This is a genomic window from Brevundimonas sp. GW456-12-10-14-LB3 (genome assembly GCF_059424365.1).
In genome coordinates this window covers 1-19,091 of the sequence record NZ_JBWKZJ010000032.1, presented here as the reverse complement: position 1 = coordinate 19,091, position 19,091 = coordinate 1, and the positions used below count along the sequence as shown (strand labels likewise).

Here is a 19,091-nt window from a genome sequence, read left to right as displayed (position 1 = left end):
TTCGTCGGATAGCGGCGTCAGGCGAACCGGCCGGAACGCCGGCGGTCCAGGCCGGCGGGCTCGGCGCAGGTCTTCCAAGACACGGCATGGACCTTGTCGCGCCCCAGGACGGCGGCCATCGGTTCTGAGCCGAACAGGTCGGCTATGGCCGGATCACAGACGTCCAGTCCGCCGGTGAAGGCGCCGAAGGCCGGCAGGATCAGGCGCGATCCGTCGGTGATGAAACAGGGGCGGCGAACGCCGCGGCCATAGGCGACCACGCGGGCGGCGGGATGCAGGTGGCCGGCGACCTCGCCCTGGCGGTCGTCCGTCCCGGTGCGGGGCTCGGGCTCGTGGGTCAGGCGAAGCCCGCCCAGCCGCATCTCCGCCAGGACCACGCCGGGCAAACCGAGCGTGGAGGCGGTCAGGGCTTCACGGTCGTGATTGCCCTCCAGCCAGGTCCAGTCGCGCCCGGCCGCCAGCCGGTCCAGGCGGAGGCGGTCTTCCACCGCCATGCGCGGCACGGCCTTTCGGTCATGGAAGCTGTCGCCCAGCAGGATGATCCCGCGCGGGTCCAGTTCGGCGATCTCGGCCTCCAGCCGGTCCAGGGTGGCGCGGCTGTCGTAGGGCGGCAGCATCTGGCCGCGCGCGGCGAAGGCCGAGCCCTTTTCCAGGTGCAGGTCTGCCGCGATCAGGGTGCGATGGGCGGGAAGCCACAAAGCCCCGGAACAGCGCAGCACGCAGGTCTCGCCCGCGATCTGGACCCGCAAGGACCCGCAGGGCTTGCGCGTGGGGGACAGGGTCTGGCGCAGGGCGGCGTTCACGGCGCCGCCTCGTCCATGACCTCGGCGATCAGCTGTTCGGCGCTTTCGTCCAGGATCATTTCGGCGGCGTCCCCGCCGACCCGCTCGCGCCCGATCTGGACCAGGACCGGCACGCAGAAGGGCGAGGGGCGGGTCAGGGGCTGATGACGGATGCGACCCTCGATCCGCGTCAGCATCTGGCCCAGCCGCGCCACGTCCAGCAGGCCCGAGGCGGCGTCGGCGCGGGCGGTCTTCAGCAGCAGATGGTCGGGCTGATGGCGGCGGAGCACGTCGTAGATGAGGTCGGTGGAGAAGGTCACCTGCCGGCCGGTCTTTTCGGCGCCCGGCTGGCGGCGCTCGATCAGGCCCGAGATCAGGGCGCAATTGCGGAACGACCGCTTCATCATGAAGCTCTCCTCCAGCCAAGCCTCCAGATCGTCGCCCAGCATGTCCGGCTGGAACAGGGCGTCCAGGTCGATCCGGTCCATCGGCTTGATCGACCAGACGGCCAGGGAATAGTCGGTGACGACGAAGCCCAGCGGCCCGACGCCCAGCCGGTCCAGCCGTCGGGTCAGCAGCATGCACAGGGTGGTGTGGGCCAGATTGCCCTCAAACGGATAGGCCACCAGGAAATGCCGGCTGCCGCGCGGAAAGGTCTCCACCAGCATGGATTCGGCGTCAGGGATGGCGGAGCGCTCGGCCTGGAGCTCCAGCCATTCCTGCACGTCCGGCGGCAGGACGCGCCAGTGGTCGGGGTCCTGAACCATCGTCCGCACCCGATCGGCCAGTGAGGTGGACAGCGGAAACTTGGACCCGCCCCAGGAGGGGATCTTGGGCTCCTTGTCGTTGGCGTGGGTGACCAGGGCGTCGGTTCCGACGATGCCCTGAAAGGCCCAGACCTGGCCTGCGAACAGGAAGGTGTCGCCGGGCGTCAGCTGTTCGAAATACCATTCCTCGGCCTCGCCCACCTTGCGGCCGGGGACCAGCTGTCGCGCGGCGCCGCCCCGGCGCCCCGCGACCCGCACGTTCAGGGTTCCGGCCGAGACGATGGCGCCGACGTTCATCCGGTGGCGCTGGGCGATATGTTGGTTGCGCACCTTCCAGCGGCCGTCCGGCGTCCTGACGATGCGGGCGAACCGGTCGTAGGTGCGCAGCGCATAGCCGCCGGTCGCGACGAAATCGACCACCTCTTCGAACTGTTCCCAGCTCAGGCCGCGATAGGGGCCGCAGCCGGTGATCTCGTCGTACAGGGCCTGCATGTCGAAGGCCTCGGAGCAGGCCACGCCCATCACATGCTGGGCCAGCGTATCCAACGTGCCGATATGGATCGGCTCCCAGTCGAAGGCGTTGTCGGCGACCGCCTCGCGCGCCGCCTGGCATTCCAGCATTTCGAACCGACTGGCGGGGACCAAGAGGGCGCGCGACGGTTCGTCCAGCCGGTGGTTGGCGCGGCCGATCCGTTGGACCAGACGGCTGGAGCCCTTGGGCGCCGCCATCTGGATGACCAGATCGACGTCGCCCCAGTCGATGCCGAGATCCAGCGTCGAGGTGCAGACCACGGCCCGCAGGTCGCCCCGCGCCATGGCCGCCTCGACCTTGCGTCTTTGTTCGGCGGCCAGGGAGCCGTGGTGCAGACCGATGGGCAGGCTTGCATCATTGATTTCCCACAGCTGCTGAAAGACGAACTCCGACTGCCAGCGGGTGTTGACGAAGATCAGGGCCAGGTTGGCGCGCTGGATGGCGGCATAGACCTCGGGGATGGCGTGCCGGCCGGTGTGCCCCGCCCAGGGCACATGGCCCTCGGAGATCAGCACGTCGATGACGGCGGGAGCGCCGGGATCGCCCTTGACCAGGCGCACCAAATCTCCCCCCGATGGGGGGAGGGGACCAGGCGAAGCCTGGTGAGGGGGGCTTGCTTCGGAGTCGGCGTCAAGGTCGGCCCCCTCCACCGCTTCGCGGTCCCCCTCCCCCAATGGGGGAGGATTGAAGCGCGGCGCCAGCCATCCCCGGATCAGGTCCGGGTCTTCGATCGTCGCGCTCAGACCCACCCGGCGCATGCCGGGTGCGAAGCTCTGCAACCGCCCCAGACCCAGCGACAGCAGGTCGCCGCGCTTGCCGCTCCAGATGGCGTGGACCTCGTCCAGCACCACGCATTTCAGATCGGCGAAATAGGACCGGGCGCCCTCCCAGGCGCAGAACAGGGCCAACTGCTCTGGCGTGGTCAGCAGGATGTCGGGCGGGAAGTCGCGCTGGCGCTGGCGTTTCGACTGTTTGGTGTCGCCCGTCCGCGTCTCGACATGGATGTTCAGCCCGATCTCGCGGATCGGCGTCATCAGATTGCGTTCGACGTCGGTGGTCAGGGCCTTCAACGGCGACAGATAAAGGGTGTGGACGCCCGAACCCGGCCCCGTCTGCGGCTTGGGGCCGCGTTCCGCCAGGTCGATCAGGCTGGGCAGAAAGCCCGCCAAGGTCTTGCCCCCGCCGGTCGGCGCGACCAGCAGGGCGTGCGCCCCCGCCTGGCCCGCCGCGACCATTTCGAGCTGATGCCGCCGGGGCGACCAGCCGCGCCCGGAGAACCAGTCGGTGAACAAGGGCGGAAGCGTCGTCATCCGCTCCACGGCGACAGCAGGCGGCATCCGCTGTGTTCGAAATGGCGGACATTTCGGGTGACGAGGGTCAGGTCGTAGGCAAGGGCTGTCGCTGCGATCAGTTCGTCGATCAATCCGACTGTCACGCCCTGACGTCGATAAGCTTCGGCCAGGACCGCCCAGTTTTCGGAAACCGAAAGATCGACCCTCAGGATGCGATCCTTGAAATCTGTAATCATACCCTCAATGCGCGCCTCTATAAGAGCGCGCTTCCGGCCAGGGTCGAGCTTTAGGGCGCCTCTTCGCATCTCTGCGATCGACAGGACGCTGAGGTGAAGTCGGTCATCGAACAAGTCTTCAGGGGAGCCGACGGAGTCGAGCCAATTCAGAAATCCCTCATCAGGCCGAGTTTTCAGCGTCTCGCTGATGGCGTTGGTGTCGAGCAGAAATTTCAAAAGGAAAAGTCGCGGCTGGGGCGAGGATCGCGCTCGATCTCCACGTCGTCGAGACGCGGCCCGGTCAGAAGCCATTCCTTGAAGGTCGGCTTACGTTCGCTCAGTCGACGAAAGTCCGCTTCTGTGATCAAGGTGACGCGACTGTGGCCTGCAACGTCAACCGTCTGCGGACCTTCCGCCTCAACTTTTGCGGCCATGGCGGCCAGCCATTCGGTGGGATCAATCGGCTTGTTCACGGCGATCTCCTCGTTTGGACGACATATAGAGCCAGAAGGCCGGCGAAACCAGATGTTCCCGTTCCGTTTCGCTGGTCAGCTCGCTATGTTGAGGCCGTGTCCGACGAATCCGTCATCGCCGAATCCCGCCTGAGCGGCGCCGAGCCCTGGCTCGACCTGCCGCCGGCGCTTGCCACCCCGCCCGGCGCGGGGGCGGTGTGCGACGACCAGGGGGCGCGGAAGATCGGGCGGGGGGCGGCCGAGGGGTTCTTCACCGGCGGGCCGGTGCTGGTGGCCCATGCGTCGCTGACCGCGCGGCGGCTGGGGCTGACGCCGCCGCCTCGGTCCGGCGACCTGATGGATGTGCTGGAGCTGTACGCCTTCGTGCGGCCGGCGCGGTTCTGCGCCCCGTCGCCCACGGGGCTGGCCCTGGCCCTGGGGCTGGCGGAGCCGAAGTCGCCCGAGGCGCAGGCGGCGGTGTTGCGTGAAGCGGCGGCCGTGCTGCTGCGTGAGCTGGCGGCGCCCGCCTATCCCGAACGTGAAGCCGCCTATGTTCTGGCCCTGACCCTGCAACGGGCGGGCTGGGCCTGGGGCGAGCGGGTGGTTCAGGCCCTTGAGGCGGGCGGGGTGCGGGCGCGGCAACATCGCGGCTCGGGCCTGGACGTCTGGAGCCGGCTGACGGAATGGGAGGACGAGGCGCCGCGCGGCGAGGCGGGCTCGGCGCCCGTCGACAGCGAGAGCGCCCGCATCCGGCTGGAGAAGCTGCTTCAGGCCTCGGGTCTGGACGAGACGCGGCCGACCCAGTCAGACTACGCCGCCGAGGCCGCCTTCGCCTTTTCGCCGCGTAATGAAGAGGGGCGGCCGCGGGTGCTGCTGGCCGAGGCGGGGACGGGCACGGGCAAGACCCTGGGCTATCTGGCGCCGGCCTCACTCTGGGCCGAGCGGAACCAGGGGGCGGCCTGGATCTCGACCTATACGCGGGCCCTGCAACGCCAGATCGACCGGGAAAGCCATGCTCTGTGGCCCGATCCGGAGGAGCGCCGCCGAAAGACGGTGATCCGCAAGGGGCGCGAGAACTATCTGTGCGTCCTCAATCTTCAGGACATGGTCCAGGCGGCCCAACTGGGGAACGGCGACCTGATCGGCCTGGGCCTGGCCGGACGCTGGGCCCTGCACACGCGCGACGGGGACATGACCGGCGGCGACTTCCCCGGCTGGCTGTCGGGCCTGTTCGCCGTCCCGCCCGCCCACGCGGCCGGCGCGGCCAATCTGGTCGACCGGCGGGGCGAGTGCGTCCACGCCGCCTGTCCCCACTATCGCACCTGTTTCGTCGAAAAGACCATACGCGCCAGCCGTCGCGCCGACCTGGTCATCGCCAACCACGCCCTGGTCCTGACCCAGGCCGCCTTCGACGGCGCGCGCTCGGCCCGGGGCCAACAGCAGGACGGAGAGACGGCGGCGCTGAAGCGGATCGTCTTCGACGAGGGCCACCATCTGTTCGACGCCGCCGACAGCGCCTTTTCCGCCTGTCTGTCGGGCCAGGAGGCCGCCGAGCTGCGCCGCTGGATTCGCGGGCCCGAGGGGCGGGGGCGGCGCGGACGCGGTCTGGAACAGAGGCTGGGCGATCTGGTCGGGGACAATGAGGCGGCGCTGAAGGCGCTGCAGGATGCGATCCGCGCGGCCGCCGCCCTGCCCGGGGAGGGGGTGTCCGGCCGGGTGGCGCCGGCCTCGGGCGAAGTCAATCCGATCGGGCCGATCGAGGCCTTTTTAGCCGCCGCCCTGGATCAGCTGCGCGCCCGCACGGCGGAAACCCCCTATGGCGGGGCCGAGTTCGGCATGGAGTGCGCGCTCAAGCCCGTGACCGAAGCCGTGGCGGAGACGGCCCGCGCCGCCGCCCAGGCCCTGGCGGCGGTCGAGGCCCCGCTTCTGGCCCTGGCACGGCATCTGGAGGACGTCCTCGACGACGAGGCGGCCGAACTGGACGGGTCGCAGCGGTCGCGGATCGAGGGGGCCTTGCGGGGCCTGGACCGGCGCGCCCGCATGACCCTGCCCGGCTGGCGGTCGATGCTGGCGGCGCTGGAGGACGGCGGGAGCGAACCGGATCCCGACTTCGTCGACTGGCTGTCGGCCGAGACCGCCTTCGGCCGCATCCACGACGTGGCCCTGCGCCGCCACTGGATCGATCCCACCGTCCCGCTGGAGGCGGCTGTGATCGCGCCCTCGCACGGGGTGCTGGTGACCTCGGCGACCCTGTCGGACCCCTTGCAGGACGATCCGTTCGATCTGGCGCGGCTCCGAACCGGTTCGGCCCGGCTGATCGAGCCGCCCCGCACCCTGAAGGTCGAGAGCCCGTTCGACTATACGGCCAACAGCCGGGTCATCGTCGTCAACGATCTGGTCAAGGACGATCCGCGCCAGACGGCGGCGGCGATGCGTGAGCTGTTCCTGGCGGCCGGAGGCGGGGGCCTGGGCCTGTTCACCGCCATCCGTCGGCTGAAGGCGGTCTATGAGCGGCTGGGGCCGGACCTCGCGAAAGCCGGAGCGCCGCTTTACGCCCAGCACGTCGATCCGCTGGAGGTGGGCGCCCTGGTCGACATGTTCCGGGTCGAGGAGAACGCCTGCCTGCTGGGCACGGACGCGGTGCGGGACGGGGTGGACGTGCCCGGCCGGTCCTTGCGAGTCCTCGCCTTTGATCGCGCGCCCTGGCCGCGCCCGGACCTGCTGCACAAGGCGCGGCGCGAACGGCTGGGCGGCCAGTTCGGGCAGGGCAGGGGCTATGACGACGCCCTGGCCCGCGCCCGCATCGCCCAGGCCTTCGGCCGGCTGATCCGCCGTGCGGACGACAAGGGGGTCTTCCTGATGCTGGACGCCGCCACCCCGACGCGGCTGTTCGCCAGCCTGCCGCCTGGGATAGAGGTGCAGCGCATGGGTCTGGCCGACGCCGTCGCCTTGACCCGTGATTTTCTTCAGACGCCGCAGACCGAGACCGATTGAGATGTCGAAGACCACGCCCGCCACCGTCGCCCTCGCCCAGGCGGGCATCGCGTTCGAACTGTTTCCCTATTCCTATGATCCCGATGCGCCGCGCACGGGGCTTCAGGCGGCTGGAGCCCTGGGGCGGCCGCCGGAAGAAGTGTTCAAGACCCTGATGACCCTGGCGGACGGGGCGCCCGTCTGCGTCGTCATTCCCTCCGACGCCGAGGTCAGCATGAAGAAGCTGGCCGCCGCCCTCGGCGCCAAATCGGCCCAGATGATGAAGCCCGCCGACGCCGAACGGCTGACGGGCTACAAGGTCGGCGGGGTCAGTCCCTTCGGTCAGCGCAAGGCCGTTCCGACCCTGTTCGACGAGACGGCGGCGCTGTTCGACCAGATCCTGATCAACGGCGGCCAAAGGGGGCTGCTGCTGGGCCTGGCGCCGGACGAGGCGGTGCGGGCGGCGGCCGCGCGGCTGGTCGATCTGACGGCCTGACGCCTTATGCGGCCGGGGTCGGTTGGGCTATAGCGGCCTTGAACCGGAGTTTGCATGACCCAGCCTTCGACCCCGCGACACAGCCGCGCCGGCCTTTACGGCCCCTTCATCCTGGTGCTGATCGCCCTGGCCGCCTGGACGGGGTGGTGGTTCTATCTGACCCGCCGGATCGACGCGGGGCTGGAGGCCCAGGCGGCGAAGCTGCGCCAGCAGGGGTGGGAGGTCCGCTACGCCGACAAGCGGATCGTCGGCTGGCCGTTCCGCGCCCATGTGCGCCTGACCCACGTCACCGTGGCCGCGCCTTCGGGCCTGGCCCTGGCGGCGCCGGAGCTGGAGGCCGAGGCCAACGCCTATCAGCCGACCAAATGGGTGGTCGCGGCGCCGGAGGGGCTGGTCCTGACCCGCGCCGGCAAGGGCAAGGTGGCGGTCCACGGCGATGCGATCCGCATGAGCGCCGGCGGCATTGATCAGCGCTGGCCCAATCTGGCGCTGGAGCTGGTCAATCCGATCTTCACGGCCCTGCCCCAGGGCGAGCCCTTCCCCATCGCCCGGGCGGCGCGGATCGAATTCTACACGCGGCCGCATCTGGAAGGCTCGACCGTTGCGACCGACGACATCGACGTCATGTTCCGACTGGTCGACGGCCAGGGGCGACGCGATGGACCGGTCGAAGGCTTCGCTCAGGACGGGCAGCTGACGACCCAGCTGGAGGCCACGATCGGCCGGGCCAGTCTGTTGACTGGGGCGGACGCCGCCGGGGTCTTTTCCGCCTGGACCAAGGGCGGCGGGACCTTCCGCAATCTGCGCGGCGATCTTCAGGCCGGCGAAAGCCGCGCCACCCTGAGCAGCGACGTTCTGAGGGCCGACGCCGACGGGCGGCTGACCGGCCAGGTGACGGTCCAGTCCCAAAAGCCGCTGCCGGCGCTTTCGGGCCTGCTGGAAAGCCGCACCCGGCCCGGCGAACGTCTGGGCGCGGCCGGGGCCGCCGGAGCGGCGGGCGCCGCCCAGGCGGCCGGGGGCGAAGAGGTTCCGCTGACCCTGGTCTTCCGCGACGGTCGGACCTGGCTGGGGCCCTTCGCCCTGGCCCCTGCGCCCAAGCTGTTCTGATGGCGTTCCTGAACGAACCCCCGGCCGATGCGGCCCTGGACGCCCTGGACCGCGCGGTGGTCGAGGCGGTGCGGGCGCGCCTGGCCGCCGGCCCCAGGACGCGCCTGGACGCCTCGGCCCTGAGTCTGCGCGCGCTTCTGGCTGGGGCGCAGCCTGTCGATGCGAAGGTGCTGAAGGCCCTATGGGGGCGGATCGAGGCCGCCGTCGGGCCGGCCCTGATCACCAGCGGCGGCCTGGCCCAGGCGCTGGCGGCTGACCGGTACGGCCTGGGCGGGCGGCCTCTGCCGGCCGAAGAGGCGCTGAAGGCCGCCGAGGACGGGGCGCGGGCTCTGATCGACCTGTCGTCTGATCGTCCCTGGTGGGGTCGGCTCCTGGCCCGGCCGGAGCTGAAGATCGCCGGGGCCCTGCCGGACGACGCCCGCGCCCGTCCCCAAGCCTTTCTGGTGACGCGCGAGGGGTCCGGGCCGACCGGCGAGGATCGGACCTTCTGGGTCACCGACAGCGGCTGGTCCGACACTAAGATCGTGGAAGCCATGGGCGAGGCCGGGTTGATCGCCGATCCTTTGGCTGCGGCAGGCGGCTTGAAGCTGTTCGCCCTGGCAGGCTATGTGCAGGCCGAGGACGGGCGGCTGACGAACGCCCCCGGCCGCCTGACCGGCGTCATCGGCGCCGCCCCCATCTTCTGAGATCAAGGTTTTCCATGACCGACGCGCCCCAGGGCCCCCAGCCCAAGCCCGGCATCCTCGACATCGCCCCCTATGTCGGGGGCAAGTCGTCCATCGCCGGCGTCGCCGAACCGATGAAGCTGTCCTCCAACGAGAACATGCTGGGCACCGGTGAAAAGGCGCGCGCGGCCTATGAGGCGGCGGTTCGCAACATTCACATCTATCCGGATGGGCGGGCGACCAAGCTGCGGACGGCCGTGGCCCAAACCCATGGGCTGGAGCCCGAGCGGCTGATCTTCGGCAATGGCTCGGACGAGGTCTTCGCCCTGCTGAACCAGACCTATCTGACGGCGGGCGACAATATCGTCTGCGGCCAGTACGGCTTTCTGGCCTATCGGATCAGCGCCATGGCCTGCGAGGCCCAGGTCAAGCTGGCGCCCGAGCCGAACTACAAGGCCGAGGTGGACGCGCTTCTGGCCCAGGTCGATGAGCGGACCAAGATCGTCTATGTCTCCAATCCGTCGAACCCGACCGGCAGCTACAACTCAGGCGAGGAGATCCGCCGCCTGCATGCGGCCCTGCCGGCTCATGTGATCCTGGTGGTCGATGAAGCCTATGCCGAATATGTGACCGAGGCCGACTGGGAGACGGCCTTCCCCCTGGCCCGCGACGCCGAGAACATCGTCGTCACCCGCACCTTCTCCAAGATTCACGGCCTGGGCGGTTTGCGGATCGGTTTCGGCTATGCGCCGCTGAAGGTGGCCGAGGCGATCGACCGCATCCGCCTGCCGTTCAACGTCTCGGTTCCGGGGCTTGAGGCAGCGACGGCCGCCCTGGGCGACGAGGCGCACCAGCAGGCGTCGCGCGAGCTTATCTCGACCTGGAAGCCGCGCCTGACCCAGGCCCTGCGCGGCTTCGGCCTGGAGGTCCTGCCCAGCGCCGGCAACTTCGTGCTGGTCCTGTTCGAGACGGCCGAACGGGCGGCGGCGGCCAGCGACTATCTGAACGGCAAGGGGATCATCGTCCGCCCGGTCGGCGGCTACGGCCTGCCGCAGGGTCTGCGGATCACCATCGGCACCGAAGACCAGAACCGCGCCGTCATCGACGCGCTGAGCGAGTTCGGGGCGACCTGATCGGTCGCCGCATTCCGCTTCAGCCGCCGAAGCGACGGGCGAAGAAGACGCCCGTGCGGATCGTGTCGTCTTCCTCAGACAGGGGGCTGTCGGCCACGTCGCCCAGCCGGCGCTCATAGTTGATCAGGGCGCCGGCGCCCCATTTGTCGTTCAGCGGGACCAGCAGGAACAGGCTGGCGCCCGCCCCTTGCAGGCCGCTGCCCGGCGAATAGGGGGCGATGCCGTTGCGGGCGGCCTCTTCGGCGCTGACGCCGTAATAGGCGTCGGCCAGCTTGGCGTCGCCGCCGCGCGCATAGACCGAGACGTTCATCAGGCCGATCGGCGTCACCCGCTGATGACCGACCGAGGCGTAGTATTCCGTGCCCTCGCTGACATCGGTCACGTCGCGGCTGACCCGGCCGCCGACCACGATGTTTCCGGGAAGGCGCTGAAAGGCGTAGGCGGCGACGTCGGCGCCGAAGTCGGGCCGATCCAGGTCCAGACCCTCGATGTCGTCCGGCGAAAAGCGCGGGCGCAGCTGAAGCCCGGCGCGGAAGCTGTCGGTCTTGACCGCATTCCAGCCCAGGCCGTCGATGGCGTTCAGATAGACGACGTCGCGATAGTTGGCCGAGACCCAGGGCACGACCCGCGTCTCAGAGCCCGTGTCGCCGCCGCTGTCCTTGCTGTAGAGGGCGCCGACGCCCAGATCGACGGTCCAGCCGTCGGCTGCGGGGCGGATCTGCTCATAGGGCTGGGACTGGGCCAGGGCGGCGCCCCCGGTCAGGGCGGCGGCGGTGAAGGCGGCGGCGGTCAGGGCCAGGCGGCGCAGGGACATGGGGGAGCTTCCTCGTACGGGATCGGTCACCCCATACGTTCGAGCGCGGCCTTTGGCTCCAACAGGGCGGCGGAAGCCGTCTCGATGCGACTTTCCAGCAACGCCATCATCTGTCCGCGTTTCAGTCCGGCGGGGATGGGCTCCAGGAACTCGAACACCACCGTCCCCGGATAGCGGCGGAAGCCGTGGGCGGGCCAGTGGACGCCGGAGTTGGTGGCGACGGGCCAGCAGGGGCCCTCCAGATCGCGATAGATGGCCGCGACGCCCGGTTTGTAGTCGCCGGGGACGCCGGGTTCGTTGCGCGTGCCTTCGGGGAAGATGACGATCTGACGGCCTTCAGCCAGGCGGTCGCGGGCCTGACGGGTCATGTCCTTGAGCGCCTTGGCGTGACCGGCGCGATCCACCGCGATCATCTTGGCGCGCCAGGCGAACCAGCCGAAGAAGGGCAGAGGCATCAGCTCCTTCTTCATGACGAAACAGGCGTCGGGCAGGACCGCCAGCAGGGCGACGATGTCCAGCATCCCCTGGTGTTTGGAGGCGATCAGGGCGGCGCCGGACGGGGCGTTCTCCAGCCCGCGCACCTCCACCTTGACGCCGGCGATCCAGCGCAGCCCGAACAGGGCGATCCGCGCCCACAGCTTGCAGACGCCCTGGACGTAGCGGTGCGGCGCCAGGAGGATGGGCGACAGGCCGATGGCGATGATCGGCATCGACAGATAGAGCCAGGCGGTGAAGAGCAGGGAACGCAGGGTGTTCACTTAGGCGGGGGCCTTTTCGGTCGGGGCGGAAGCCTCGGGCTCTGAGGCTGAGGCTGGGGCTGGGGCGGGGGCGTCTCGGCTGAGCCGTCGCACGGCCTCGCGCCCCAGGGCGGCGAGGTATTTCATATATTCCAGGGTCATCCGCCGGGCCGTGACCGTCGCGCGCCACCAGTGCCGATTGTCCAGCGACGGGGTCGAGACGGCGTAGGGGGTCAGTTTCACCCCCGGCGCCTGGCCCCGGATCTCCACCAGGGAGCGGGGCATGTGATAGTCGGAGGTGACGACGATCAGATGGTCATAGCCCTTGGCCCGCGCCCAGGCGGCGATCTCCTGGGCGTTGCCCACCGTGTCCTCGGCCTCGAAGCCCAGATCGACGCAGCAGTTGAACAGGCGGCTCGAGCCAGGGGTCAGTTCACGCAGTTCGCGACGGCGGACCTCGCGGTTCACGCCCGAAATCAGCACCCGTTCGCCCTTGCCCTGCTCCAACAGGCGGATGGCGGCGTTGACCCGTTCGGACGAGGGGCCGGTCAGGGCCACAATGGCGTCGGCGGGGGCGGGCTCTTCCGCCGGGGTCAGTTCGCGCACCCGATGGGCGAAGGCGAACAGGCCGACCAGCCAGATCAGGGCGACGACGCCGATGACGACGAGCAGTCTCATGCCTTCCCCCTGCCTGAGCCCAGCACCTGCATGGCGGCGAATCTGGCCGCGACAAGCGCCACCGTAGCCGCCAGCAGCGGACATGGCGAGAGCAACAGCAGATCCCCCCAGGTCACGGGCAGGGCCTGGGTCAGGCCGCCCGATCCGCCCAGGAACCGCACAAAGGCCAGAAGCAGGGCCGCCAGCACGGCGCCGACGGCGCCGGCGCCGGCCGCGATCAGGGCGAACCGCCGCTGGAACAGCCAGGCGATACGCCCGTCGGTCGCCCCGTTCAGGCTCAGGGTCTCGATCACGCCTCGGCCGGCGGCCAGGCCGGCGCGGGTGGCGTAGGCGATGGCGGCGGCGGCGGCGAAGGCGATCGCCAGGAAGGCCGCGCCCGCCAGAACGGTGATCAGGGCGGCCGACCGTTCGACCTCGCCTCGCCACAGACTGTGGTCGTCCACCGTGGCGTCCAGACCGGCCTCGGCCAGGGCGCGGCTCAGGGTCACGGCGCTGGCCGGGGCGTCGGGGTCCAGCCGGACCGTCACCAGATGCGGCAGGGGCAGGTCCGGCAGGACGGCGTCGCCCAGCCAGGGCCGCAGCAGGTCCTCGGCCGCCTTGCGGTCAAGGGCGGCGGCCTCTTCGACCCCGGGCACGCCCGCCAGGGTTTCGGCGGCGCGGGCGGCGGCGGTGTCGCCGCTTTCGCCGACACGGGGCCGCACCTGGACGGTCGCCTCGGCCCCCAGCTGACGCGCCCAGCCGTGGGCGGCCCGATCGGCGGCCGAGGCGGCGACGGCGGCCAGACAGGCCAGAAAACACAGGACGGCGATGACCGTCATCAGCCAGGGCTCGCCCGCGGCGGCGGGGGGCAGCAGGCCGGGTCGACGTCGGGGAAGGCTCCGGGCCAGGATCGACGGCGTCATGCGGCCATCCTGCCGGCTTCGCTCAACCGGCCCTGGTCCAGCTTCAAAACCTTGGCTCCCGACCGTTCGGCCAGGGCCTGATCGTGGCTGGCGATCAGGACGGTGGCCCCCAGGCGGTTCAGCGATTGGAACAGACGCAGCAGCTTGTCGGCCATGACGGCGTCCACGCTGCCGGTCGGTTCGTCCGCCACGATCAGGCCGGGACGGGTGATGACGGCGCGGGCGATGGCCAGCCTCTGCTTCTCGCCGCCGGACAGGGCGGGCGGACGGGCGTCCATCCGGCGGCCCAGCCCGACCCATTTCAGCATCTCTTCGACATCGGCGGCGTAGTCGGCCTCGCGCCCGCCCGCCAGCCGCAGCGGCAGGGCGGCGTTCTCGAAGGCGGACAGATGGTCCAGCAGGCGGAAATCCTGAAACACCACCCCCATGCGGCGCCGAAAAGCGGGGATGTCGCGCCGGTCGATGTGTGAAACGTCGGTTCCGAACAGGCGGAGGCTTCCCTTGGTCGGCCGGTCGGCCAGGGTCAGAAGCCGCAGCAGCGACGACTTTCCGGCGCCGGACGGTCCGGTAAGGAAGTGGAAAGAGCCTCGCGTCAGAATGAGGTTAACGTCTCGCAGCACGTCGGGCGCGTCCGCATAGCCGAAACCCACGCCCGACAGGCGGGCGGTCTCGGCGACGGGGGCGGAATCGGCGGCGCTGGGGGGCGGGGACGGCATAGGGTTTGTTTTCAGGGACAGGGCGTGGACCGCGCCTTACGGGAGGGGGCGACAGCCTCGCAGTCAGCCACATGATACTGACCTGCCCCGCCTGCGCCACCAGCTATTTCATTCCCGACGACGCCTTGGGGGCGAACGGCCGCAAGGTCCGCTGCAAATCCTGCGGCGAGGTGTGGCGGGCGAGCCCCGATGAACCGCTGGAGCTGAGCGTCGCGCCCGAACCGCGCGTCATCTCTACGCCCGAGCCGGAAGCCGTCTCTGAGCCCGCCAGCCTGGCCGAAACCCCGGCGCCGGAACTGCCCAAGGCCTTCCGCGCCCGCGCCGAACATCAGCGACGCCTGCGTCGGGCCGCAACCCACGGCGTGGTCTGGGCCGGTCTGGCCAGCGTCTTCGTGGGCCTGATCGTTTCAGCCTTCCTGTTCCGGATCGAGGTGGTCGACGCCTTTCCCCGCGCTGCGGCCGCCTATGCCGCAGTCGGCGCCCCGGTGAACCCCGTCGGCCTCGACTTCGAGGCCATGAGCGCCAAGGAGGTTCCTTCGCGGCCCGGCATGGTCCTGGTCTCCGGGGCCCTGCGCAACGTCCGTGACACCGAGATCGTGGCCCCGCCGGTGCGGGTGGCCCTGCTGGACGAACACGGCGCCGAGATCGGCTTCAAACTGGTGACCATCGACGCCGCTCCGGTCCTGCCCGGCAAGGTGCAGGGCTTCGCCGTCCTGATCCCCGACCCCGGCGGACACGCCGCCGACATCGGCGTCAACTTCGTCACCGCCGAGACGCCGCACGCCCCGCCGGCCAAGGCGCACGGCGCGCCGAACGGCCACGCAGCGGCTTCCCACGGATCGCCCGAAAACCATGGAGACGAAAGCCATGGGGCCGAGGCCCACGGCGAGGCCCATGCGCCGCCCGCCGCCGCCCACGCTCCCGCCGATCATGCGCCGGCCGCCGCTTCCGAAGGCCACGCGCCCGCCGACGCCCATGCGGAACTGGCGCCGGCCTCCAACGGCCTGCGTTCGGCCGTGGCGCCGGGGATGGGCGGGCGTCAGGCCGCTCCGGTCGAGGCCCGACCCCTCGCGACGGTGGACAGGGCTCATGGGGAGGCGGTATCCGCCTCTCATGGCTGATCCTTCCCCCACGCCGACCGTTCTCCTGGCCGAGGCCGACATCGCCCGCATCGTGGCGGACCTCGCCGCCCGCATCGCCCCCGTCACCGATGACGAGACGGTGGCGGCCGTCCTTCTGACCGGGGGGCTGTGGTTCGCCGCCGACCTGACCCGCGCCCTGTCCCGCATCGGCCGCAACGTTCGTTTCGACGCGCTTTGGCTCGCCTCCTATGGGGACGAGAAGACCAGCCGGGGCGCGATCGACGTCTATGCGCCGTTCCAGCGGCCGATCGCTGGGCGCAAGGTGCTGATCCTGGACGACGTCTTCGACACCGGCCTGTCCTTGGCCGAGGCGGCGCGGATCGCGCGCGAGGGCGGGGCGTCCGAAGTCCTGACCTGCGTCTTCGCCCGCAAGCCCTGGCCCGCCCCCCGCGCGCCCGAGCCGGACTTCGTCGGCTGGGAGGCTCCAAACCGGTTTCTGGTCGGCTACGGCCTGGACAACGCCGGCGGCCTGCGCGGCCTGCCGGACATCTGCGCGCTGGACTGACGATAAAAGCGGCCGGTTCGGCGTTGACTCTGAGACGCCCTTCCGTATATGTCGCCGCTCTTCGCCCCCGGGGGTCCTCCCGGAGGGCGTATTCTTTTTTGCGTTTGCGCTGAGGCTTCAACATGTACGCGGTGATCAAGACCGGCGGCAAGCAGTACCGGGTTCAACCGGGCGACACCATCGTCGTCGAAAAGCTCGACGGCGACGCCGGCGCTGAGCTGAAGTTCGACAGCGTCCTGATGCTGGGCGGCGACAACGGCGTGACCGTGGGCGCGCCCCTGGTCGACGGCGCCTTCGTCGGCGCAACCCTGATCGAGACCCGCAAGGGTGAGAAGATCAAGATCTTCAAGAAAATCCGTCGCCAGGGCTATCGCCGCACCAACGGCCATCGCCAGATGGAATCGGTCCTGCGCATCACCGGCATCGAAGGCGCCGGCCAGTCCGCCAAGTGGGACGGCAAGGTCGAGCTGATCACCAAGGCCGAGATCAATCTGCGGGCCCGCGGTCTCGCGACCCGCGGCGCGACCTCGTCGCTGGGATCGACCGAGACGGTCGTGACCGAAGCCGACGGCGCCGACGTCAAGGCGGCCGTGGTCGAGAGCTCGGCTCCCGCCCAAGACTCCGGCAAGAAGGCTCCGGCCAAGAAAAAGGCCGCGCCCAAGGCTGAAGCCGCCGGCGACGAAGCCTAAGACATTCACCGGCGCCCCGGCGCCAGACCAGTTAAGAGAGACGTCCTCAAGTAGGCCGACAGGCCGGTAGGACGCTCAGGAAAGACGGAGCGGCAAGATGGCTCACAAGAAATCCGGCGGTTCGTCGCGCAACGGTCGCGACTCTGAGTCGAAGCGCCTCGGCGTGAAGAAGTTCGGCGGCGAGCGCGTGCTGGCCGGCAACATCATCGTGCGTCAGCGCGGCACCACCTTCCACCCGGGTGAGAACATCGGCATGGGCCGCGACCACACCCTGTTCGCCCTGACGAACGGTGCGGTGAAGTTCACCACCAAACGCGGCGGCCGTTGTTACGTGTCGATCCTTGCGGCGAATGACGACGCCGCCCAGGCGCTCGCCGCCGAGTAACGCAGTCTGGAACACTCCGGATCGCGTTGCTCACCGAAGCAGCCGATCCGGACCAGGGAACTATTCCGCGGGGAGTCTGGATCACCAGGCTCCCCGTTTGCGTTTCCCCGCCTCGAAGACCGCCCGAGCCCTCCAAGGAGGCGGTCCGAACGGAGGCGAACGCCATGTGCGTCATCGAAACCTCTCCCGTCGTGGAGACCCGGCGCCTGATCCTGCGCGCCCCTGCGCCGCAGGACGCGCCGCGCATCGCGGCCCTGGCCAATGATCTGGACATTGCGCGCATGACCAAGCGAATGCCGCACCCGTTCCGCATCGAGGATGCGGAAGACTTCGTCATTCAGGTCGCCTCCCAGGACCCGGCGCGGGCCAACACCTTCGTCATCGAGCATGAGGCGGAAGGGCCGATCGGGGTGATCGGCCTGTTCGAAGGCGAGGACCGGGTGCCCGAGACCGGCTATTGGATCGGCAGAGACTATTGGGGGCGCGGATTTGCGACCGAGGCGCTGGACGGCGCCCTTGTCTGGGCCGGACGGCGGTGGAAGCGGCGCGCCCTGGTCGCCGGCCATTTCGCCGACAATCCGGCGTCGGGCCGGGTGCTGGAGAAGGCGGGCTTTCTCTATACGGGAGAGACCCGCCGCGCCTGGAGCCGCGCGCGGGGCGCCGAGGCGGACACGCGGATGATGGTCTGGCTGGCCTGAGCCGCGCCTCTCGATCAGCCTGCCAGGCCGGGGCCGTAGACCACGGCCGCTCCGACCAGGCCGGCCAGCAGCATGGCGGTCGCCCCGGCGATGAAGGCGGCCGCCGTTCGGGCGCGGCGACGGCGCGCGCCGCCCGCCCGATACTGGCGGACCAGGATCATCGGACCCCGGGTGAAGGCTTCGGACCCGATGATATTATGCTGGGACATCAAGATCCTCCCCTGATCTTCGGCGACAGGCGGGGATAAGTCGGGGCCGGTCGCGGCCAGAAGATGGCGATCCCCGTTACCGGAATCGCAACTTCGTGAGCTTCATCCGTACGAAGACGGTTCTGCGGCTCAGCCGCAGAAGACCAGTCGCCCGTCGTAGGTGCGGTAGTAGCCGCCGACCGGGTCATAGGAGCGATAGGAGGCGCGGCACCAGGCGACGCGATAGGGATCGCGCGCCGCGCCGTAGCCGTAACCCCGTCCATAGTCCTGGCCGTAGCCGACGCCGCCGCCGGGATAGATCAGGTCAGGGCGACCGTAGGCGCCGGGATAGACGCCGGGGCGGCCATGGCCGTAATCCGGCGCCCAGCGGCGATCGCTCCAGGCCCGATCGCGGACCGGCCGCTGGTCGCGCCAGGCGGCGCCGCAGTCGCTGCGGCCGGCGTCCCAATAGCGGTCGCAGCGATAGTCGCCCGGCCGATCCGCCTGGCCGTTGAAGTCGTAGCGGCGGTGGGCGTCGCGGCGCCAAGCCCGGTCCTCATGACCATAGCCGTACTCATAGGTCCGGTAGGAGCCGTAGCTGGAATAGGTCTGAGCCTGGGCCTGGGTCGGGGCGGCGACCGAAAGGCCGGCCGACGACAGGAGGAGGACGGCGAGGATCGGGGCGGGTCTCATGTCAGTCTCCCTGAACGGGGCCCGGCGGTTCGCCGGGCGGAGGATCGTGGGGACGCTACGGATCAGCTTACAGGGTGACGTTGACGACGCGGCCGCCGCGCGTGTCAACGCGCCGCATCAGGACCAGGGGCGGCTCGTCGCCCGTCCGCACCGGCACGATCAGGAACCAGCCGCCGTCGGGCAGGTCGCTGAAACGGAACCGGCCGTCGCGGCAGGGCTCGGATCGGACAAAGCCGGTGTAGTCGGCGCTGGCGTCGGGCACGGTGCGGGCCCGCACCACGGCGGCGGGGACGGCGGCCCGGTCGGTGGAGCCGTAGAGGGTGCGGAAACGGGCGCGGGTATAGGGGGTCTCGGGCGTCAGGCCGGCCGAGGCGACGCAGGCGTAGGACTTTCCGTCTTGGGCGTAGGCGACGCGGCCCTCTATGGCGGCCTGGCCGGTGCGCTGGGACCAGGCGAAGTCGGCCGCGTTGAAGGCGGCGGGGCCGCCGGTCGGGGCGCCGGCGGGGAAGGTCGTGGGGGCGCAGGCCGAA

General features: G+C 70.1%; 22 protein-coding genes. 10 read left to right on the top strand and 12 right to left on the bottom strand.

All coding sequences use genetic code 11. The features are described 5' to 3' along the window. Window positions 1–17 precede the first annotated feature (17 nt). From pdeM to AC07XS_RS12370, 4 genes are read right to left on the bottom strand one after another with little or no spacing between them, the layout of a single operon-like run. A complete protein-coding gene (pdeM, locus tag AC07XS_RS12385; protein ID WP_182714617.1) occupies window positions 18–803 on the bottom strand; it encodes a ligase-associated DNA damage response endonuclease PdeM in 786 nt (261 codons plus the stop codon). After that, window positions 800–3,418 (bottom strand): ligase-associated DNA damage response DEXH box helicase, encoded by a 2,619-nt coding sequence (locus AC07XS_RS12380; RefSeq protein WP_321208102.1) that lies wholly within the window; start codon window positions 3,416–3,418, stop codon window positions 800–802. Before AC07XS_RS12380 ends, pdeM begins: the two co-directional genes overlap by 4 nt. Next, a complete protein-coding gene (locus AC07XS_RS12375) occupies window positions 3,388–3,825 on the bottom strand; it encodes a type II toxin-antitoxin system VapC family toxin (protein ID WP_182714616.1) in 438 nt (145 codons plus the stop codon). The genes AC07XS_RS12380 and AC07XS_RS12375 overlap by 31 nt, the downstream gene beginning before the upstream one ends. Beyond that, window positions 3,822–4,061 carry a hypothetical protein gene (locus AC07XS_RS12370; RefSeq protein ID WP_182714615.1) on the bottom strand — a complete coding sequence of 80 codons (240 nt, stop codon included), beginning with the start codon at window positions 4,059–4,061 and terminating at the stop codon, window positions 3,822–3,824. The genes AC07XS_RS12375 and AC07XS_RS12370 overlap by 4 nt, the downstream gene beginning before the upstream one ends. A gap of 96 nt (window positions 4,062–4,157) precedes the next feature. Here AC07XS_RS12370 and AC07XS_RS12365 point away from each other — a divergent pair, with 96 nt between their 5' ends. The 5 genes from AC07XS_RS12365 to hisC are packed head-to-tail and all read left to right on the top strand — an operon-like array spanning window position 4,158 to window position 10,414. After that, a complete protein-coding gene (locus AC07XS_RS12365; protein ID WP_182714614.1) occupies window positions 4,158–7,034 on the top strand; it encodes an ATP-dependent DNA helicase in 2,877 nt (958 codons plus the stop codon). Between the two features lies 1 nt (window position 7,035). After that, a complete protein-coding gene (gene ybaK / locus AC07XS_RS12360) occupies window positions 7,036–7,509 on the top strand; it encodes a Cys-tRNA(Pro) deacylase (RefSeq protein ID WP_182714613.1) in 474 nt (157 codons plus the stop codon). A 54-nt stretch (window positions 7,510–7,563) separates the two neighbouring features. Beyond that, window positions 7,564–8,616, top strand: a complete 1,053-nt coding sequence (locus AC07XS_RS12355; protein WP_182714612.1) for a DUF2125 domain-containing protein — start codon at window positions 7,564–7,566, stop codon at window positions 8,614–8,616. Next, window positions 8,616–9,302: a hypothetical protein gene (locus AC07XS_RS12350; RefSeq protein ID WP_054764165.1), complete on the top strand. Its 687-nt coding sequence runs from the start codon at window positions 8,616–8,618 to the stop codon at window positions 9,300–9,302. The genes AC07XS_RS12355 and AC07XS_RS12350 overlap by 1 nt, the downstream gene beginning before the upstream one ends. Window positions 9,303–9,316: 14 nt before the next feature. Next, window positions 9,317–10,414, top strand: a complete 1,098-nt coding sequence (gene hisC, locus AC07XS_RS12345) for a histidinol-phosphate transaminase (RefSeq protein ID WP_182714611.1) — start codon at window positions 9,317–9,319, stop codon at window positions 10,412–10,414. A gap of 19 nt (window positions 10,415–10,433) precedes the next feature. Here hisC and AC07XS_RS12340 read toward each other — a convergent pair whose 3' ends face one another. Genes AC07XS_RS12340 through AC07XS_RS12320 form a run of 5 tightly spaced genes read right to left on the bottom strand, consistent with a single transcriptional unit; the run spans window position 10,434 to window position 14,261 of the window. Then, entirely contained in the window at window positions 10,434–11,228 is a 795-nt protein-coding gene (locus tag AC07XS_RS12340) for a MipA/OmpV family protein (protein ID WP_182714610.1), read from the bottom strand. Between the two features lie 26 nt (window positions 11,229–11,254). Next, the gene (locus AC07XS_RS12335) at window positions 11,255–11,986 is read right to left on the bottom strand and encodes a lysophospholipid acyltransferase family protein (protein ID WP_182714609.1); all 732 of its coding nucleotides are present in this window, start codon (window positions 11,984–11,986) and stop codon (window positions 11,255–11,257) included. Continuing rightward, window positions 11,987–12,643: a YdcF family protein gene (locus tag AC07XS_RS12330; RefSeq protein WP_182714608.1), complete on the bottom strand. Its 657-nt coding sequence runs from the start codon at window positions 12,641–12,643 to the stop codon at window positions 11,987–11,989. Next, window positions 12,640–13,545, bottom strand: a complete 906-nt coding sequence (locus AC07XS_RS12325) for a cell division protein FtsX (RefSeq protein WP_182714607.1) — start codon at window positions 13,543–13,545, stop codon at window positions 12,640–12,642. The genes AC07XS_RS12330 and AC07XS_RS12325 overlap by 4 nt, the downstream gene beginning before the upstream one ends. Beyond that, window positions 13,542–14,261, bottom strand: a complete 720-nt coding sequence (locus tag AC07XS_RS12320) for a cell division ATP-binding protein FtsE (protein WP_182714606.1) — start codon at window positions 14,259–14,261, stop codon at window positions 13,542–13,544. The genes AC07XS_RS12325 and AC07XS_RS12320 overlap by 4 nt, the downstream gene beginning before the upstream one ends. 71 nt (window positions 14,262–14,332) lie before the next feature. Between AC07XS_RS12320 and AC07XS_RS12315 the strand changes: the two genes are divergently transcribed. The 5 genes from AC07XS_RS12315 to AC07XS_RS12295 all read left to right on the top strand — a co-directional run bounded on the left by AC07XS_RS12315 (window position 14,333) and on the right by AC07XS_RS12295 (window position 17,680). Further along, window positions 14,333–15,382, top strand: coding sequence for an MJ0042-type zinc finger domain-containing protein (locus AC07XS_RS12315; RefSeq protein ID WP_182714605.1), 1,050 nt, complete (start codon window positions 14,333–14,335; stop codon window positions 15,380–15,382). Next, complete coding sequence (locus AC07XS_RS12310) at window positions 15,375–15,908, top strand: phosphoribosyltransferase (RefSeq protein WP_152949122.1); 534 nt, start codon at window positions 15,375–15,377, stop codon at window positions 15,906–15,908. Before AC07XS_RS12315 ends, AC07XS_RS12310 begins: the two co-directional genes overlap by 8 nt. 122 nt (window positions 15,909–16,030) lie before the next feature. Next, window positions 16,031–16,597 (top strand): 50S ribosomal protein L21, encoded by a 567-nt coding sequence (gene rplU, locus AC07XS_RS12305; protein WP_182714604.1) that lies wholly within the window; start codon window positions 16,031–16,033, stop codon window positions 16,595–16,597. Window positions 16,598–16,694: 97 nt separating this feature from the next. Next, window positions 16,695–16,982, top strand: coding sequence for a 50S ribosomal protein L27 (gene rpmA / locus AC07XS_RS12300; RefSeq protein WP_054764155.1), 288 nt, complete (start codon window positions 16,695–16,697; stop codon window positions 16,980–16,982). 164 nt (window positions 16,983–17,146) lie between these two features. Continuing rightward, window positions 17,147–17,680 (top strand): GNAT family N-acetyltransferase, encoded by a 534-nt coding sequence (locus AC07XS_RS12295; protein ID WP_054764154.1) that lies wholly within the window; start codon window positions 17,147–17,149, stop codon window positions 17,678–17,680. 14 nt (window positions 17,681–17,694) lie between these two features. Here AC07XS_RS12295 and AC07XS_RS12290 read toward each other — a convergent pair whose 3' ends face one another. The 3 genes from AC07XS_RS12290 to AC07XS_RS12280 form a co-directional block, all read right to left on the bottom strand. Continuing rightward, entirely contained in the window at window positions 17,695–17,889 is a 195-nt protein-coding gene (locus AC07XS_RS12290; RefSeq protein WP_182714603.1) for a hypothetical protein, read from the bottom strand. Window positions 17,890–18,018: 129 nt separating this feature from the next. Beyond that, on the bottom strand, window positions 18,019–18,561 hold the full coding sequence (locus tag AC07XS_RS12285; RefSeq protein ID WP_182714602.1) for a BA14K family protein: 543 nt from the start codon (window positions 18,559–18,561) through the stop codon (window positions 18,019–18,021). 67 nt (window positions 18,562–18,628) lie between these two features. Beyond that, window positions 18,629–19,091, bottom strand: a 463-nt coding sequence (locus tag AC07XS_RS12280; RefSeq protein ID WP_182714601.1) for a hypothetical protein, incomplete at its 5' end; no start/stop codon positions are given.